Here is a 16,303-nt window from a genome sequence, read left to right as displayed (position 1 = left end):
ATGAACTCTTTCAAGATCGGTTCAAGAATTGTCGGCCCGGATGCGCCGCCGTTCGTTATTGCCGAAATGAGCGGCAACCATAATCAGTCACTGGATCAGGCGCTGCGCATCGTCGAGGCCGCTGCCAGGGCGGGCGCCCACGCGCTCAAATTGCAGACCTACACCGCCGATACCATGACGCTGGACATTGCCGAGGGTGAGTTCTTCATCAAGGATCCCAACAGCCTGTGGGCAGGCTCGTCGTTGTATGCGTTGTATCAAAAGGCGCACACGCCTTGGGAATGGCATGCGCCGATCTTCGCCCGGGCGAAAGATCTGGGTTTGCTGGCGTTCTCCACCCCATTCGACGAAACCGCCGTGGACTTTCTGGAAACCCTCGATGTGCCGGCGTACAAGATCGCCAGCTTCGAAAACACCGATATTCCGCTGATTCGCAAGGTGGCGGCCACCGGCAAGCCGATGATCATCTCCACCGGGATGGCCAGCATCGCTGAACTGGATGAAAGCGTGCGCGCGGCGCGTGAGGCAGGCTGCCAGGATCTGGTGCTGCTCAAATGCACCAGCACTTACCCGGCCTCGCCCGAGAACAGCCACATCCGCACGATTGCTCATCTGGCCGGCTTGTTCGGCTGCCAGGTCGGGCTGTCCGATCACACCATGGGCGTCGGCGTGTCGGTAGCGGCAGTCGCCATGGGGGCGACCGTGATCGAGAAACACTTCACCCTGGACCGTGCTGACGGGGGGGTAGACGCCAGCTTCTCGCTGGAGCCTGCGGAAATGGCGAGTCTGGTGACTGAAACCGAGCGTGCCTGGCAAGGCCTAGGGCGCGTGCACTATGGCGCTACCCAGGCCGAGCAGACATCGCTGGTCTATCGCCGCTCGCTTTACGTGGTCAAGGACATGACTGAGGGAGAGGCCTTCAGTAAGGACAACATTCGCGCCATCCGCCCGGGGCTTGGCTTGGCGCCCAAACACATCGACGCCGTACTCGGACGCACCGCCCGCCACGCGCTAAAGCGCGGCACGGCGTTAAGTTGGGACGTGATCGGCTGAGTCGGCTTAAGCCTTCACATGCGCACTTGTCGGACACCTACATAGCGACAGCTCCAGCAGCGCGTTCAGGTTCAGCGGCGCTCGTGCCTCTGTGGTTCAACGCAGTTTCCGTGGGCAACGCCGGAGGTTGCGACGGCGGCGAACGCGGTGGATGAGACACCCTCCATGGGCCGCATTTCCAACCAGGCGCGCTTCGAAATTGGAGAAGCAGCGGAATGCACAGGTAGGCTTTGCGCGCGGCCTGCAAACCGCTGGTTCTGCATGTCAATTGCCTGTCTGAAGGCTGATCCACCCTTGCGCAGCCTCTACTGCTCAGCTAAAAGCTTGTAAAAGTTTTGGTGACCTGTGAGTCATAACGCGCATCTCCACTGTATCGTGTTTGCAGAAGGTGAAGGCATCAGGCTGATTTCAGAGATTTTCTCTGACTGCCCGAGCCATTCCGTTGCCGGTTATTCAGGCCTCAAACCCCCGGATTTCAATGCCCCCGCCCGATGGCGCCGGGTGATGTTCAGCAGATTTTGATTGGGAAGCCATGATGATTGGCATTAAAAGCATAGCGAGTTACGTGCCTGCGGCTGGCGTTGACAATTACGCGCAGGGTGCCAAATTCGGCAAGGATGAAGACTTCATCCTGGGCAAGATCGGTTCTGCTTTTCTGCCACGCAAGGACGATGCTCAGGAAACCTCGGACCTGTGCGTCGCCGCGGTCAACCAGCTCTTCGCCAACAACCCGGGCCTGTCCCGCGATTCCATCGACGCCCTCATCGTCGTCACACAGAACGGCGATGCCGAAGGCCTGCCGCACACCGCTGCCATCGTCCAGCACAAGCTGGGGCTGCCGACGCACGTTGCGGCGTTTGATATTTCGCTGGGCTGTTCGGGCTACGTTTACGGCATTTATGCGCTCAAGGGTTTCATGGAAGCCGCTGGCCTGAAAAACGGCTTGCTGGTCACGGCCGATCCTTACTCCAAAATCGTTGACCCCGAAGACCGCAACACCACCATGCTCTTTGGCGATGCCGCCACTGCCACCTGGATGGGCGAGGGCGCAACGTGGCAATTGGGCAAAGCGAAATTCGGCACTGATGGCGGTGGTGCCGAGTTCCTCAGGACCACCAACGGCGCGTTCTTCATGAACGGGCGCCAGGTGTTTAACTTTGCGCTGATCAAAGTGCCGGCGCACTTGAACGAATTGCTCAGCGAGTCCGATCTGCAGTCCTCGGACATTGATGCTTTCTGCATCCACCAGGGCAGCGCGGCAATCGTCGATGCGGTGGCGCGTCGTTTCGAAGACGGCAGTTCGCCTGACAAGTTCGTCAAGGACATGCTCGAAACCGGTAACACGGTTTCCTCGAGCATTCCGCTGCTGCTGGAAAAACAAATGCTGAACGCGACCTGGAAGCGCGTGGCGATCAGCGGTTTCGGCGTAGGCTTGTCTTGGGGCTCGGCAATTATTTATCGTCCTTGATCGTGAATCACCCGAAACGGCGACGCTGAATCTCACGTCGCCGTTTTGCATTCTGCTCTTCTCGTGGGAAAGGGACGGCTGTCATGAGCGAGATACTCCAACGCAACCTTGCCGTGATCGACCAGCGCTGGCCTGACGTTGCGCAACGGCTCGTAGCTGAAAACGCCGATGCGGTGCCTGCCCAATTGATCGAAGGCCAGGGCTCGACGCTGAGCGTGGCCGGCATCCAGCTCACCAGCCGCCATGACCGTTTGGCCGAAGCGCAGCTTCAGGCCGATAGCCTGCCTGCCGCAAGCCCCCGTCTTCACGTGTACGGCACCGGCCTTGGCGACCTGCAGCGCGTGCTTTTGGCCGCCGATACATTGCAGGTGCTGCACGTGCACATCCTCAATGGCGCCCTATTCGCGCTGGTTCTGCAGTTGCTTGAGCAGCGGGACTGGTTGAGCGATCCACGTGTGGTACTGGCCTATGCCGACGCCGCCTCGGAAATCCGCCTGCCTTTTTTCGCATTGCCGGCCGAGTTGGTGCTGACTGCTGACAGCAGCGCGCGGATTCGTGACCGCCTGGTGAGCGAAGTCCACGTCGGTTTCAATAATCAGGAATTCTCAGCGGACAATCCCGACAACGTGCGAATGCTTGAACAGGGCAAGGCGCTGTTGCGCTGTGATACCGACGTCGCCGACCTGTTCGGCAGTCAGCCGGGGCGTGAAGTGTGGGTCATCGCCACCGGCCCTAGCCTGCAACAGCACCTGCCGCGGCTGGCCGCCATGTCTGGGTACCCTATGGGGCCTTTGCTGATCTGCGTTGATACAGCCTATGTACCGCTGCGCCGACAAGGGATCAGGCCGGACGTGGTGGTCAGCATCGATCACCGCATCAGCACCCGGCATCTGCCTTCGGACGATACAGCCGATATTGCGCTGGTGTACCTGCCGCGTCAGGACGCACAGATGCTTGAAGCCTGGCAGGGACCGCGTTACGCGGCTTACTCTAGCAGCCCGGTGTACTCGCTGATTCGCCAGCAGATGCCCAAGGCAGACCTGCATGTGGGTGGCAGCGTGATTCACCCGGCCGTTGACCTCGCGGTGAAGATGGGTGCTGCGCGGATCACCCTGTTCGGTGCCGACTTCGCGTTTCCGGGGGGCAAGACCCACACCGGCTGGCAGGATGGCGACCTAGGCCCGCAATTGCATGTCGCTCGGCACTGGGTGCATGACGGTCGGGGGGAGAAGGTCACCACGCAACTTAATTTGCGCAGCTACCTGATCGAACTGGAACGCTACATCGCCCGACATCCTGAGGTGCAGTTCTTCAACACCAGTCGCGACGGCGCAATGATCGCAGGAACTCAATTCGACCCTGACTGGACTGCGCCATGAACGCCCCAACGCACATCACCGATAACGCCCGACAATGCGCTCGGCTTTTTCGTCTGGGGCGCGATATCGAGGGGGCGCTGGCAATGGTGGAGCTGCTCGACGCTGCCATGCCGCAGTTCACCGCTCGCTCGGTCGAAGAACAGGCGCGGTGGATGCAGGTGCTCAGTGCGATTTTGCAATGCCAGGAGCGTCAGGACTGGCTGGGTGTGGCGGATTGGCTGGAGGTGGAGTTCGTCCAAATGTGCCAGGGGCTAGGTGCGCAAGAGTCTCATGGCAAGTGAGTTAATGAGGCTCTCATCACCGTTTGATGATTTTTTAAATCAATGCAGACAGAACGATAGTCAGCGGCGACTCTCCAGAGCGTGAATGAAAACCCAAGCGGCGCGAAGACTATCCAGAGCGTCGACTTCGCCGCCCAATCCTCGAGCTGACCCAACAGCAAACGCCGCAGCAAGCCTCAACGCCATCCTGGCCAAGGCCAGCCAACTGCCGACGGCGGTCTTGAAGCCGCATCGGTAACCCTCGCGCCTGACAAATAGAACGCGAACGTTGGCGCGCGTGCGAAAACCTTTTACTGGATGAAAGGTTGGCATCGTCATTAAAGCTTAGGGGGTTGGCGCCGAAAAGCTGTGTAACCCCCGTCAAAAAAGCAGGGGTGGCGCTCTGGTGGCAAAAAATTTTGAAAAAGCCCTCAAGCTCCTTGCAGATAAGACGATAAACATTATGTAGGTTCTCTAGGCCAAACCCGGCGCTTGCCAGGGCCGGATAGCCGCAGTACCCAACCAACGAGGAATTCATCATGGCTTTAGGCGTAAACACCAACGTAGCTTCCCTGGCTGTTCAGAAGAACCTGAGCAGGGCTTCCGACGCACTGTCGACTTCGATGACCCGTCTGTCTTCCGGTCTGAAAATCAACAGCGCTAAAGACGACGCCGCCGGCCTGCAGATCGCTACTCGCGAAACTTCGCAAATCCGTGGTCAGACTGTGGCCATCAAGAACGCCAACGACGGTATCTCGATCGCTCAGACCGCTGAAGGCGCTCTGCAAGAATCGACCAACATTCTGCAGCGTATGCGTGAACTGGCTGTTCAGTCCCGAAACGACACCAACGGCACCGCTGACCGCTCTTCTCTGGATGCCGAATACGGCCAGATGTCGGACGAACTGACCCGTATCGCCGATTCGACCAACCTGAACGGCAAGAACCTGCTGGACGGTAGCGCTAGCACCGTGACTCTGCAAGTCGGTTCCAACACCGGTACTTCGAACCACATCGACCTGGTTCTGACCGGCAGCTTCACTGCTTCGGCACTGGGCGTAGCCAGCGGCACCACCTCGATCAGCGGCTCTGACAACAGCACTGCGCACACCAACGTTGACGCTGCGATCTCGGCAATCGACGCTGCACTGGCAACGATCAACTCCACGCGTTCGAGCCTGGGTGCTTCGCAAAACCGTCTGACCAGCACCATTTCCAACCTGCAGAACGTCAACGAAAACGCCACCGCTGCACTGGGCCGTATTCAAGACACCGACTTCGCAGCTGAAACCGCTAACCTGACCAAACAACAGACTCTGCAACAGGCTTCCACCTCTGTTCTGGCCCAGGCTAACCAGCTGCCATCCGCTGTTCTGAAGCTGCTTCAGTAATATCGGCTAGAGTTTTGGCGGGGGGGTGTGCTTGCGTGCTCTCCCGCTTTTTACTTTGAGAGGTGAAAAGACATGGACATCAGCACCCGACTGAGCATGACTTATCCTGTAATGCCGTCGTTGCCAGTGGTGCCTGTGGCGGCTGACAAGTCGGTCGTAGCGCCTCAGGTCGTTTCTGCGCCGGCTGCGACTGCCCATGCAGATACGTCAACAAGTAAAGACTCTTCTTCCGATGCCGATAAAAAGTCAAAGGAATTGAAGGCTGCCGTTCAGGACATGGACAAGTTCTTCAAATCGGTTCGCCGTAACCTTGAATTCTCGATTGACGAAGGTTCTGGCGAAGTGGTCGTCAAGGTCATTGCCACTGAAACGGGTGAAGTGGTTCGGCAGCTGCCATCGGCCGAAGCGCTGAAAATTGCTGACAGCCTGAAAAACGCAAACAGCCTGAAAAATCCAGACAGTCTGTTGTTCGACGCAAAAGCCTGACTGGCATGAAACGTGAACGCGGTTCTTTTGAGCTGTCTATAGTCAAAAAACCGACCAAAACCGCAAGGAGCTAGAAATGGCGAGTCCACTTACCTCTACAACCGGCCTGGGGTCGGGCCTGGCGATCAGTGACATCGTTAATGCGCTGGTCAACTCCGACAAGCTTGCCAAGCAAACGCAAATCACCACCCAGACCAAGCTGGTAACCACCAAGCTGTCGGGGATTGGTACGCTGCAAAGCGCCATGTCTTCTTTCCAGACGGCGTTGACCAATCTGGGCAAAACCGGCACCCAGGCTTTCGCCGGCTATACAGCCGCGTCGTCCGACACCAGCAGGTTGACGGTGACCTCCGATAGCACGGCGGTGCCTGGTACCTACAGCGTTGACGTCACGGCGCTTGCGAGCAGTTCCAGGGTTGCAAGTGCATCCTTTTCCGGGGGGGCGACCAGTGCTATTCCGAGTGGCGACCTGACCCTCACTCAAAATGGCATTGATACCAAGATCACCATCCCTACCGACGCTACCCTTGCTTCGGTAGCCAAACTGGTCAATGCGCAGAGTTCGACCTCGAACATCAGCGCCAACATCATCACCGACGATAATGGTTCTCGTCTGGTTTTTTCGTCGACAGTGACCGGTGCCGGGTCTGACATCACGGCTTCCAGTGACACGGTTTCCGAGTTCAACATCACTTCCGGTACGAAACTTGTCGCGACCGATACCACCAGCGCCGGCTATATCGGTTCTCAGGCTAGCAGCGCCAGCCTGACCATCAATGGCATGCCGATCACCAGCGCCAGCAATACCATCGACAAGAGCCTGGGTGGCGTATCGATGACGTTGTTGACGGCGCAGTCTTCGACCATCACGGTTTCAACCAATACCGACGGTTTGAAAGCGTCGCTGCAGACCTTTATTGATTCCTACAACGCGGTGGTCGGCGCGGTCAGCACCGTGACCAAGGGCACCGTGCTGACTACGCCGGATGCCACGACCGGATCGACCTACACAGCAGCTGCGCTCACGGGCGACGCGATGCCGCGCTCGATCTTGTCGGCTCTTCGTAAAGAACTGGTGACAACCGGTGCCAGCGGCAACCTGTCGGTTCTGTCTCAGTTGGGCATTACCACCGGTCAATCGGACGGCAAGCTGACGCTCGACAGCACCAAGTTTACCGCTGCGATGAATCAGGGGCTGGCTGGCGACGTGCAGCAGTTATTCAGCGGCACCGGAGATGGCTCCAATGGCCTGGTGGCGCGCATGACTGCGGCGATCACGCCTTACACCGAGACCGGCGGAATCTTCGCTACGCGCACCACCAGCCTGAACAAACAGCAGAGCGATCTGACCGATGAGCAGGCGGCCCTGGATCTTCGTGTCACCAACTTGACCGCGACCCTCACTGCCAAATACAACGCCATGGACCTGCTCGTGGGCCAGCTGAAGGCTTCTGCAACCAGCATTACCTCGTTCTTCGACTCACTGAACGCTTCCAAGAGCTGACAGGCGTTACTCACGCTCCGACCCGGCCACAGTGCCGGGTTTTTGGCATCTGGCCTTAAAGTTTTTTCAGGCCGTGTCGATACCCTGAATATGCGAACTTCAAGCGTTGTGAGGTAAAAAAACATGAACCGTATGGCAGCCCTTCGGCAGTATCAGAAGGTCAATTCACAGGCGCAAACAGCCGTGGCCACGCCTCACCGTCTGGTGCAGATGCTGATGGAAGCCGGGCTTGATCGCATCGCCCAGGCCAAAGGTGCCATCGGGCGCAAGGACGTTGCCGCCAAGGGTGTACTGATTGGCAAGACCATCGAAATCGTAGGTGGTCTGCGTGAAGGTCTTGACATGGAAAAGCAGGCCGACGCCTTGGCCCATGTCGACAACCTGTACGTCTACATGATGAAACGCCTGGCTGAAGCTAACATCAAGACCGACCCAAGAATCCTTGATGAGGTCAGCGGTTTGCTGACAACGGTCAAGGAAGGCTGGGACGCGATTGGCGACCAACAGCCAGCGATGTAAAGGAGATCACCATGACTGCCGCCCTCAAGCGAATCGAACAAACCCGTGAAGCCCTGGTCGATGCCCTGGCCGAGCGCGATTGGGAAACGATCGGCAAGCTCGATCTGGCCTGTCGCGCCTGTGTCGACGACGTCATTAGCCAGGCCAGTGACGACGAGCCTGAGTTGCGCAGCAATCTGGAAGAATTACTCGGTGTGTATCGCCAGTTGATAGATATCGCCGTGGGCGAACGCCAGGCGATTGTCGATGAAATGTCGCAGATCCAACGAGCGAAAAACGCGGCAAAGGTTTACCATCTATTTGGTTGACGCTGGGTTGATCGAAAAAATTTGTGCGCCATAAAATTGACTGTGTACGGTTTTTTGACTTAACTAGTGATGTTTACTAATTTCTGGCCGTCGTAATGTCTGTGCCGACGATACACGGCCAAGCTTGCCCCTGAATGGGCATCGAGTTGACTAGGGAAGTTGCTATTGCATGTGGCGTGAAATCAAGATTCTGCTAATCGATGACGATAGCCAGCGCCGCCGTGACATGGCGGTGATTCTGAATTTTCTTGGCGATGAGAACCTGTCCTGCTCCAGTACCGACTGGCAGCAAGTGGTGGGTTCTTTGGCGTCCACTCGGGAAGTCCTGTGCGTATTGGTTGGCACCGTAAATGCCCCAGGCAGTCTTCAAGGGCTGCTTAAGACCATCGCTGCCTGGGATGAGTTCCTTCCTGTTCTGTTGATGGGCGAAAATTCTTCCGCCGACCTCGCCGATGACCTGCGCCGTCGGGTGCTCTCCACCGTCGAGATGCCGCCCAGCTATAGCAAGCTGCTGGATTCCCTGCATCGCGCTCAGGTCTACCGTGAAATGTACGACCAGGCCCGTGAGCGTGGTCGCCAGCGCGAAACCAATTTATTCCGCAGCCTGGTCGGCACCAGCCGTGCCATTCAGCACGTTCGCCAGATGATGCAGCAAGTGGCCGATACCGATGCCAGTGTGCTGATCCTGGGTGAGTCTGGTACTGGCAAGGAAGTGGTTGCACGCAATCTTCATTACCATTCCAAACGCCGCGACGGGCCTTTCGTGCCGGTGAACTGTGGCGCCATTCCGGCCGAGCTTTTGGAAAGCGAGCTATTCGGTCACGAGAAGGGCGCGTTCACCGGTGCAATCACCAGCCGGGCAGGGCGCTTCGAATTGGCAAACGGCGGAACGCTGTTTCTCGACGAAATCGGTGACATGCCGTTGCCGATGCAGGTCAAGCTGCTGCGCGTGCTGCAGGAGCGCACCTTCGAGCGCGTCGGCAGCAACAAGACCCAGAGCGTCGATGTGCGCATCATTGCCGCGACTCACAAAAATCTCGAAGACATGATCGAGACCGGCGGTTTCCGGGAAGACTTGTATTACCGCCTTAACGTGTTCCCGATTGAAATGGCGCCGCTGCGTGAGCGTGTGGAAGACATTCCATTGCTGATGAACGAGCTGATCTCGCGCATGGAGCACGAAAAGCGTGGCTCGATCCGTTTCAATTCGGCGGCAATCATGTCGCTGTGTCGCCACGGGTGGCCGGGCAATGTTCGCGAATTGGCCAATCTGGTGGAACGGATGGCGATCATGCACCCTTACGGGGTGATCGGTGTCGCCGAACTGCCGAAGAAATTCCGTTACGTCGACGACGAAGACGAGCAGTTGGTGGATAGCCTGCGCAGCGATCTGGAAGAGCGCGTGGCGATCAACGGGCATACGCCGAACTTCGCCAACAGTGCCATGCTGCCGCCTGAAGGCCTGGATCTGAAGGACTATCTCGGTGGTCTGGAGCAGGGGCTGATTCAGCAGGCGCTGGACGACGCCAATGGCATCGTTGCCCGTGCCGCCGAGCGTCTGCGCATTCGTCGTACCACCTTGGTGGAAAAGATGCGCAAATACGGCATGAGCCGCCGCGAAGGTGATGATCAGCTCGAAGACTGACACTCCTTTGACGCGCAAAAAACAAGCCGCTGATTTTTCAGCGGTTTTTTTTTCGGCACGAGGATTGCAAAGTCTCTTGCAACATACCGTTTGCTGACGGTTCGCCACCGAGAAATCAACTATGCCCCAGGCCGCTCAGATGTCTTCCGAACCCGCGATCCCAGGTTCGCAAGTGCAGCCGTCCCCGGAAGTGGAAAGTCGACACGGGTTGGAGCAGGCATTTGCCCTGTTCAATCAGATGTCGGTGCAATTGACCGACTCCTATAGTTTGCTGGAAGCCCGGGTCACCGAACTCAAGGGCGAGCTGGCAGTGGTCAGTGCCCAGCGCATGCAGGAGCTGGCGGAGAAGGAGCGTCTGGCCAATCGCCTGCAGAACCTGCTGGATCTGTTGCCCGGCGGGGTCATCGTCATTGATGGAACCGGTACGGTACGTGAGGCCAATCCGGCCGCGCTGGAGTTGTTGGGCGAGCCGCTGATCGGCATGCTCTGGCGCCACGTGATCGCCCGCTGCTTTGCGCCGCGCGAAGACGACGGCCATGAAATTTCCCTCAAGGATGGGCGTCGTCTGTCCATTGCAACCCGCTCGCTGGACGCCGAGCCAGGTCAGTTGGTGTTGCTTAACGACTTGACTGAAACCCGTCATCTGCAAAGCCAACTGGCGCGCCACGAACGTTTGTCGTCGCTGGGGCGCATGGTCGCCTCGCTGGCCCATCAGATCCGCACCCCTTTATCGGCCGCCATGATCTATGCGAGCCATCTCACCGAGCAGGCTTTGAATGTCGAGACGCAGCAGCGCTTCGCCGGGCGTCTCAAAGAGCGTCTGCATGAGCTGGAGCACCAGGTCCGGGACATGCTGGTCTTTGCCCGAGGCGAACTGCCGCTGACCGATCGGGTGACCCCGCAGGCGTTGGTCGATGCGCTGCACTCGGCGGCTCAGACCCATGTGCGGGACATTGCAGTGCGCTGGCAGTGCAACAGCGTCGATGGCCAATTGGTGTGCAATCGTGACACTTTGGTCGGCGCGCTCCTTAACCTGATCGAAAACGCCGTGCAGGCCAGCGCCACGGGTGCACGTGTCAAGATTCACGCCTACAACCGTGGCAACACGTTGCGCGTTTGCATCAGCGACAATGGCAGCGGCATCGATACAGTCGCGCTGGCCCGGATCGGCGAGCCTTTCTTCACCACCAAGAGCACTGGCACAGGGCTGGGGCTGGCGGTGGTGACGGCCGTTGCCAGGGCTCACCAGGGGCTGGTGCAATTTCGATCGCGCCCGGGTCGTGGCACCTGTGCCATTGTTTCCCTGCCGCTGATTCCGGGCGTCAACGCTTCAGGTAATCGCCCATGACCATCAACGTGTTATTGGTCGAGGACGATCCTTCACTGCGCGAGGCGCTGGGCGAAACCCTGGCGCTGGCCGGTCATGACTATCATGCCGTCGCCTCTGCCGAAGAAGCATTGGTGGCCGTTGGCGCACGCTCGTTCAGTCTGGTGATCAGCGACGTCAACATGCCGGGCATGGACGGTCATCAATTGCTGGCCCAGCTGCGCAGCCGTTATCCACAACTGCCGGTGTTGCTGATGACCGCCCATGGCGCAGTGGACCGTGCGGTGGAAGCCATGCGTCAAGGCGCCGCCGACTACCTGGTCAAACCTTTCGAACCCAACTCGCTGTTGGCGTTGGTGGGGCGTCATGCGTTGGGTCGGCTGGGGCCGGCGGATGGCGAAGGGCCCATCGCGGTCGAGCCAGCCAGCGCGCAGTTGCTTAACCTGGCGAGCCGAGTGGCGAAAAGTGACTCTACGGTCTTGATTTCCGGTGAGTCCGGCACGGGTAAAGAGGTGCTCGCGCGATTCATTCACCAGCAATCGCCCCGGGCTGGCAAACCCTTCATCGCCATCAACTGCGCGGCCATTCCGGACAACATGCTCGAAGCCACGCTATTCGGCCATGAGAAAGGCTCGTTCACTGGCGCTATCGCCGCGCAGGCGGGCAAGTTTGAACTGGCGGATGGCGGGACCATTTTGCTTGACGAAATTTCCGAGATGCCAATGGCCTTGCAAGCCAAATTGCTGCGGGTCTTGCAGGAGCGTGAAGTGGAGCGGGTCGGTGCGCGCAAACCCATCGAATTGGATATCCGCGTGCTTGCCACCAGCAACCGCGACCTGGCGGGTGAAGTCGCGGCTGGACGTTTTCGCGAAGATTTGTTCTATCGACTTTCGGTTTTCCCGCTGGCCTGGCATCCGCTGCGTCAGCGTCCTGGCGACATTCTGCCGCTGGCCGAGCGGCTGCTGGCCAAGCACGTCAATAAAATGAAGCATGCGCCGGTACGCCTGTCCGTGGATGCGCAAAAATGCCTGGTCGGCTACAACTGGCCGGGCAACGTGCGCGAACTGGACAACGCTGTGCAGCGCGCGCTGATTCTGCAACAGGGTGGGGTGATTCAGGCCGAGGACTTCTGTCTGGCCGGCCCCATCAGCTTCGCCTCGATGCCTGCCCAGGCGCCGGTACTTCAGGTTCCGGCATCGCCGTCGCCCTTGCCCGGTGTGACTGAATCGGCACAGGAGATGGGCCATGGTGAACAGGCTGGCGCGCTCGGCGAGGATCTGCGCCGTCGCGAATTCCAGGTGATCATCGACACCCTGCGCGCCGAACGTGGCCGCCGCAAGGAAGCCGCTGAACGCCTGGGTATCAGCCCCCGTACATTGCGCTACAAGCTGGCCCAGATGCGTGATGCAGGGATGGACGTCGAGGGTTATCTATTTGCGTCCTGAATAAACGATTCCCTCTGGCAGAGCGTTTTTGATCGTTCCTACGCTCTGCGTGGAAATGCATCCACTGATGCTTTGCGTCACGCAGATGTTGGACGCCAAGCGTCAAAAGTTGGCGTTCCCACGCGGAGCTTGGGAACGATCATGAATAAACGATCGCAGGTGCTCCAGCCATGATCGTTGCCACGCCCTGCGAGGGCATGCATTCGTAGCAAGCCGGCGCCTCATCTCTGCGGGCGTCCTCCCCGATTTTGTAACCATCCAACTACTTTCATGAAACATAGCATTGTGCCGCTATTGGTCTGGCACCGTTGTTGCTACTACATGGGTAACCGCTGAATCGGTGTCAAAAATTTGCGGCCCTTTTGAGAGAGAAGTCCATGAGCCAAGGTGTTGAATTTAATCGCTTGATGTTGGACATGCGCTCCATGCAGATGGATGCAATGGCCAAGCCCAAGGCCATCGAAGCCCCGGAAATGACGGGTGCAAGCAGCTTTTCGGACATGCTCGGCATGGCCGTAAACAAGGTTAACGACACCCAGCAGGCGTCGAACCAACTGTCCACTGCTTTTGAAATGGGCAAGAGCGGCGTGGATCTCACCGACGTGATGATCTCCTCGCAAAAAGCCAGCGTTTCGTTCCAGGCGCTGACCCAGGTACGCAACAAGCTGGTTCAGGCGTACCAAGACATCATGCAAATGCCGGTTTGAGGGCGATTTAAGTCATGGCTGAAGCCGTCGTCGATAACGTACCCGCCAAAGCGGGTGCGACAGGAAGCAAGCCGCCGATGTTCGGTCTGGCGTTCCTGCAAAATCTTTCCGAGATGACCATGCTGCGTCAGGTCGGCCTCATGGTCGGTCTGGCTGCCAGCGTGGCGATTGGTTTTGCCGTCGTGCTTTGGTCACAACAGCCGGACTACAAGCCTCTGTATGGCAGCCTGTCGGGCGTGGACACCAAACAGGTGATGGATACGCTGGCGCAGGCCGACATTCCCTATACCGTGGAGCCTAATTCGGGGGCCTTGCTGGTCAAGTCCGACGACCTGTCCCGCGCCCGGATCAAGCTGGCTGGCGCCGGAATCGCACAGAGCGACGGCAACGTGGGTTTCGAGATCCTCGACAAGGATCAGGGCCTGGGCACCAGCCAGTTCATGGAAGCCACCCGTTACCGTCGTGGCCTGGAAGGCGAGCTGGCGCGCACCATCTCCAGCCTGAACAACATCAAGGCCGCTCGCGTGCACCTGGCGATTCCGAAAAGCTCGGTATTCGTCCGTGACGACCGTAAGCCAACCGCGTCGGTGCTGGTTGAAATGTACGCCGGTCGCAGCCTTGAGCCGGGTCAGGTGATGGCCATCGTCAATCTGGTGGCGACCAGCGTTCCCGAGCTGACCAAGTCACAGGTCACTGTCGTGGACCAGAAAGGCAACCTGCTGTCCGATCAGGCGGAAAACTCCGAACTGACGATGGCCGGCAAACAATTCGACTACACCCGTCGTATGGAAAGCATGCTGACCCAGCGCGTGCAGAACATTTTGCAACCGGTATTGGGCAATGACCGCTACAAGGCTGAAGTGTCGGCCGACGTCGATTTCAGCGCGGTGGAATCCACTGCCGAAAGCTTCAACCCTGACCAGCCTGCCTTGCGCAGCGAGCAGACAGTCAACGAACAACGCTCCAGCAGCAGCGGTCCGCAAGGTGTTCCAGGTGCCCTGAGCAACCAGCCGCCCGGCCCGGCTACTGCGCCGCAGAACGCTACCGCCGGTGCTGCCGGTGCTACTGGCCCGATCGCGCCGGGCCAGCCGCTGCTCGACGCTAACGGTCAACAGATCATGGACCCGGCCACCGGTCAGCCAATGTTGGCGCCGTACCCGGCCGACAAGCGTAACCAGTCGACCAAGAATTTCGAACTGGACCGTTCCATCAGCCATACCAAGCAACAGCAGGGCAAGATCAATCGCCTGTCGGTAGCGGTGGTGGTGGACGATCAGGTCAAGGTCAATCCGGCTAACGGCGAAACTACCATGGTGCCATGGACCGCCGATCAACTGACGCGCTTTACCCGTCTGGTGCAGGACGCCGTAGGCTTCGATGCCAGCCGTGGTGACAGTGTCAGCGTGATCAACGTACCGTTCTCGGCCGATCGTGGCGAAGTGATTCCGGACATTCCGTTCTACTCGCAACCGTGGTTCTGGGACATCGTCAAACAGGCGATGGGTGTTCTCTTCATCCTGGTGCTGGTCTTCGGGGTCCTGCGTCCAGTGTTGAAGAACATTACCAATCCGAAGGGCCAGGTTGCCGACGGCGACATGGAACTGGGTGGCATGGTCGGAATGGACGGTGAGCTGGGTAATGACCGCGTTACGCTGGGCGGTCCGCAAAGCATCCTGCTGCCGAGCCCGAGTGAGGGTTATGACGCGCAGCTCAACGCTATCAAGAGCCTGGTGGCAGAAGACCCGGCTCGTGTGGCTCAGGTCGTAAAAGAGTGGATCAACACAGATGAGTGAAAATCGTGCTGCGATCAAGTTGAACCGCGTTGACAAGGCGGCAATCCTGCTCCTTACCCTGGGTGAGACGGACGCTGCGCAGGTGTTGCGCCACATGGGCCCCAAAGAAGTCCAGCGTGTGGGCGTGGCCATGGCGCAGATGCGCAACGTCCATCGCGAGCAGGTCGAGCAGGTGATGAGCGAGTTCGTCGATGTCGTCGGTGACCAGACCGGCGTGGGCATCGGCTCGGACGGCTACATCCGCAAGATGCTGACCCAGGCGCTGGGCGAGGACAAGGCCAATGGCCTGATCGACCGCATCCTGTTGGGCGGCAACACCAGCGGCCTGGACAGCCTCAAGTGGATGGAGCCGCGCGCCGTCGCGGACGTTATCCGCTACGAGCACCCGCAGATCCAGGCCATCGTGGTTGCCTACCTGGACGCCGACCAGGCCGGTGAAGTACTGAGCCATTTCGACCATAAGGTGCGTCTGGACATCATTCTTCGCGTTTCGTCGTTGAATACGGTACAACCGGCGGCCCTGAAAGAATTGAACCAGATCCTCGAGAAGCAGTTCTCGGGCAACGCCAACACGTCGCGTACCACGTTGGGTGGTATCAAGCGTGCAGCGGACATCATGAACTTCCTCGACAGTTCGATCGAAGGCCAGCTCATGGACTCCATCCGTGAAGTGGACGAAGACCTGTCGACACAGATCGAAGACCTCATGTTCGTCTTCAACAACCTGTCCGATGTCGACGATCGTGGTATCCAGGCCCTGTTGCGCGAAGTCTCTTCCGATGTGCTGGTGCTGGCCCTCAAGGGCTCGGACGAGGCGATCAAGGAAAAGATTTTCAAGAACATGTCCAAACGTGCTGCCGAGTTGCTGCGCGACGATCTGGAAGCCAAAGGCCCGGTTCGCGTCAGCGATGTGGAAGGCGCCCAGAAAGAAATCCTCACCATTGCTCGCCGTATGGCGGAGGCCGGAGAAATCGTTCTCGGCGGCAAGGGTGGCGAGGAAATGATTTAACAACAGGTG

At 58.7% G+C, this 16,303-nt stretch carries 15 protein-coding genes; all 15 read left to right on the top strand.

Annotated features, from left to right (window positions below; translation table 11 throughout):
• The 15 genes from pseI to fliG all read left to right on the top strand — a co-directional run bounded on the left by pseI (window position 1) and on the right by fliG (window position 16,294).
• Window positions 1–1,053: a pseudaminic acid synthase gene (gene pseI, locus B3I26_RS05435; protein ID WP_296255916.1), complete on the top strand. Its 1,053-nt coding sequence runs from the start codon at window positions 1–3 to the stop codon at window positions 1,051–1,053.
• Between the two features lie 535 nt (window positions 1,054–1,588).
• Window positions 1,589–2,521 (top strand): ketoacyl-ACP synthase III, encoded by a 933-nt coding sequence (locus B3I26_RS05430; RefSeq protein ID WP_296255914.1) that lies wholly within the window; start codon window positions 1,589–1,591, stop codon window positions 2,519–2,521.
• 83 nt (window positions 2,522–2,604) lie between these two features.
• A complete protein-coding gene (locus tag B3I26_RS05425) occupies window positions 2,605–3,900 on the top strand; it encodes a motility associated factor glycosyltransferase family protein (RefSeq protein ID WP_296255912.1) in 1,296 nt (431 codons plus the stop codon).
• On the top strand, window positions 3,897–4,181 hold the full coding sequence (locus B3I26_RS05420; RefSeq protein WP_296255910.1) for a hypothetical protein: 285 nt from the start codon (window positions 3,897–3,899) through the stop codon (window positions 4,179–4,181). The genes B3I26_RS05425 and B3I26_RS05420 overlap by 4 nt, the downstream gene beginning before the upstream one ends.
• A 518-nt stretch (window positions 4,182–4,699) precedes the next feature.
• On the top strand, window positions 4,700–5,551 hold the full coding sequence (locus B3I26_RS05415; protein WP_296255909.1) for a flagellin domain-containing protein: 852 nt from the start codon (window positions 4,700–4,702) through the stop codon (window positions 5,549–5,551).
• A gap of 72 nt (window positions 5,552–5,623) precedes the next feature.
• The gene (locus B3I26_RS05410) at window positions 5,624–6,037 is read left to right on the top strand and encodes a flagellar protein FlaG (protein ID WP_296255907.1); all 414 of its coding nucleotides are present in this window, start codon (window positions 5,624–5,626) and stop codon (window positions 6,035–6,037) included.
• A gap of 76 nt (window positions 6,038–6,113) precedes the next feature.
• Window positions 6,114–7,541, top strand: coding sequence for a flagellar filament capping protein FliD (gene fliD / locus B3I26_RS05405; protein WP_296255905.1), 1,428 nt, complete (start codon window positions 6,114–6,116; stop codon window positions 7,539–7,541).
• 123 nt (window positions 7,542–7,664) lie between these two features.
• Entirely contained in the window at window positions 7,665–8,060 is a 396-nt protein-coding gene (gene fliS, locus B3I26_RS05400) for a flagellar export chaperone FliS (protein WP_296255903.1), read from the top strand.
• Window positions 8,061–8,071: 11 nt separating this feature from the next.
• On the top strand, window positions 8,072–8,368 hold the full coding sequence (gene fliT / locus B3I26_RS05395) for a flagellar protein FliT (protein ID WP_296255901.1): 297 nt from the start codon (window positions 8,072–8,074) through the stop codon (window positions 8,366–8,368).
• 169 nt (window positions 8,369–8,537) lie between these two features.
• Window positions 8,538–10,013 (top strand): sigma-54 dependent transcriptional regulator, encoded by a 1,476-nt coding sequence (locus tag B3I26_RS05390; protein WP_296255899.1) that lies wholly within the window; start codon window positions 8,538–8,540, stop codon window positions 10,011–10,013.
• A gap of 139 nt (window positions 10,014–10,152) precedes the next feature.
• Window positions 10,153–11,361 (top strand): sensor histidine kinase, encoded by a 1,209-nt coding sequence (locus B3I26_RS05385; protein ID WP_296255897.1) that lies wholly within the window; start codon window positions 10,153–10,155, stop codon window positions 11,359–11,361.
• Window positions 11,358–12,785 (top strand): sigma-54-dependent transcriptional regulator, encoded by a 1,428-nt coding sequence (locus B3I26_RS05380; protein ID WP_296255895.1) that lies wholly within the window; start codon window positions 11,358–11,360, stop codon window positions 12,783–12,785. The genes B3I26_RS05385 and B3I26_RS05380 overlap by 4 nt, the downstream gene beginning before the upstream one ends.
• A gap of 377 nt (window positions 12,786–13,162) precedes the next feature.
• Complete coding sequence (fliE, locus tag B3I26_RS05375) at window positions 13,163–13,492, top strand: flagellar hook-basal body complex protein FliE (protein WP_296255893.1); 330 nt, start codon at window positions 13,163–13,165, stop codon at window positions 13,490–13,492.
• Window positions 13,493–13,506: 14 nt separating this feature from the next.
• Entirely contained in the window at window positions 13,507–15,285 is a 1,779-nt protein-coding gene (fliF, locus tag B3I26_RS05370; RefSeq protein ID WP_296255892.1) for a flagellar basal-body MS-ring/collar protein FliF, read from the top strand.
• The gene (gene fliG / locus B3I26_RS05365) at window positions 15,278–16,294 is read left to right on the top strand and encodes a flagellar motor switch protein FliG (RefSeq protein WP_296255890.1); all 1,017 of its coding nucleotides are present in this window, start codon (window positions 15,278–15,280) and stop codon (window positions 16,292–16,294) included. Before fliF ends, fliG begins: the two co-directional genes overlap by 8 nt.
• Window positions 16,295–16,303: the final 9 nt, after the last annotated feature.

This window comes from Pseudomonas sp. UBA5706 (assembly GCF_002419965.1).
In the GTDB taxonomy this organism is placed as follows: domain Bacteria; phylum Pseudomonadota; class Gammaproteobacteria; order Pseudomonadales; family Pseudomonadaceae; genus Aquipseudomonas.
This window is presented reverse-complemented; position numbering and strand designations above follow the sequence as displayed.

Coding starts and splice junctions, on each gene's coding strand:
- pseI (WP_296255916.1), top strand. CDS start 1: ATGAACTCTTTCAAGATCGGTTCAAGAATTGTCGGCCCGGATGCGCCG.
- B3I26_RS05430 (WP_296255914.1), top strand. CDS start 1,589: ATGATTGGCATTAAAAGCATAGCGAGTTACGTGCCTGCGGCTGGCGTT.
- B3I26_RS05425 (WP_296255912.1), top strand. CDS start 2,605: ATGAGCGAGATACTCCAACGCAACCTTGCCGTGATCGACCAGCGCTGG.
- B3I26_RS05420 (WP_296255910.1), top strand. CDS start 3,897: ATGAACGCCCCAACGCACATCACCGATAACGCCCGACAATGCGCTCGG.
- B3I26_RS05415 (WP_296255909.1), top strand. CDS start 4,700: ATGGCTTTAGGCGTAAACACCAACGTAGCTTCCCTGGCTGTTCAGAAG.
- B3I26_RS05410 (WP_296255907.1), top strand. CDS start 5,624: ATGGACATCAGCACCCGACTGAGCATGACTTATCCTGTAATGCCGTCG.
- fliD (WP_296255905.1), top strand. CDS start 6,114: ATGGCGAGTCCACTTACCTCTACAACCGGCCTGGGGTCGGGCCTGGCG.
- fliS (WP_296255903.1), top strand. CDS start 7,665: ATGAACCGTATGGCAGCCCTTCGGCAGTATCAGAAGGTCAATTCACAG.
- fliT (WP_296255901.1), top strand. CDS start 8,072: ATGACTGCCGCCCTCAAGCGAATCGAACAAACCCGTGAAGCCCTGGTC.
- B3I26_RS05390 (WP_296255899.1), top strand. CDS start 8,538: ATGTGGCGTGAAATCAAGATTCTGCTAATCGATGACGATAGCCAGCGC.
- B3I26_RS05385 (WP_296255897.1), top strand. CDS start 10,153: ATGTCTTCCGAACCCGCGATCCCAGGTTCGCAAGTGCAGCCGTCCCCG.
- B3I26_RS05380 (WP_296255895.1), top strand. CDS start 11,358: ATGACCATCAACGTGTTATTGGTCGAGGACGATCCTTCACTGCGCGAG.
- fliE (WP_296255893.1), top strand. CDS start 13,163: ATGAGCCAAGGTGTTGAATTTAATCGCTTGATGTTGGACATGCGCTCC.
- fliF (WP_296255892.1), top strand. CDS start 13,507: ATGGCTGAAGCCGTCGTCGATAACGTACCCGCCAAAGCGGGTGCGACA.
- fliG (WP_296255890.1), top strand. CDS start 15,278: ATGAGTGAAAATCGTGCTGCGATCAAGTTGAACCGCGTTGACAAGGCG.